This is a genomic window from Stenotrophomonas sp. GbtcB23, from assembly GCF_019091045.1.
Lineage (GTDB): Bacteria > Pseudomonadota > Gammaproteobacteria > Xanthomonadales > Xanthomonadaceae > Stenotrophomonas > Stenotrophomonas rhizophila_A.
The window spans coordinates 1-480 of the sequence record NZ_JAGXKC010000192.1 but is presented as its reverse complement, the minus strand read 5'-3'; the positions used below and the strand labels follow the sequence as shown (position 1 = coordinate 480).

Annotated in this window: 1 protein-coding gene; it reads right to left on the bottom strand. The window is 56.5% G+C overall.

Annotated elements, in window-relative coordinates; genetic code table 11:
• Nucleotides 1-191, bottom strand: a 191-nt coding sequence (locus tag KVS69_RS18750; RefSeq protein ID WP_217539485.1) for an HNH endonuclease, incomplete at its 3' end; no start/stop codon positions are given.
• Nucleotides 192-480: the final 289 nt, after the last annotated feature.

Sequence of the window (480 nt, the reverse complement as noted above, 5' to 3'; positions counted from 1 at the left end):
CGCATTTCGAAAAGGGAGGTGATAGCCGCACAGTCATCACAGCTTGCCTGCGGAAGTACCAGCGTGCCGCCAAGTCCCTTGGGGATGATGTGCTCTTCCGTTAGTCGCCCATCGGTTGCGCCACAATAGATGCTCGCACCTACGGGGGCCAAGCGAAGGCTATTCACTGCATTGATCGCCGTGACTTTCATTCTTACCTCAGGTATTCCGCAGTACTGCGGCAGAGCGACTTGCACTAAGTGAAAATATAGCCTCTCGTCCACGACTGGTGCCGTCCGAACTAAGAAACCTCTGGATGCGCCCGCCGGATCCACCAGCTCATCTAGTTAACTCGAATTCAATTCTCAGCGTCCGGCGTATGGTCCGTGGAAACCTTCAGGCCGTTTTCCGCTGCCATTGCCAGTCGCGGGGGTACCGATAAAGAGCACTGTACTCGAAAGATCATAGCTATAGCGCCCGCGTTGGCCGGTGCCGGCGCCC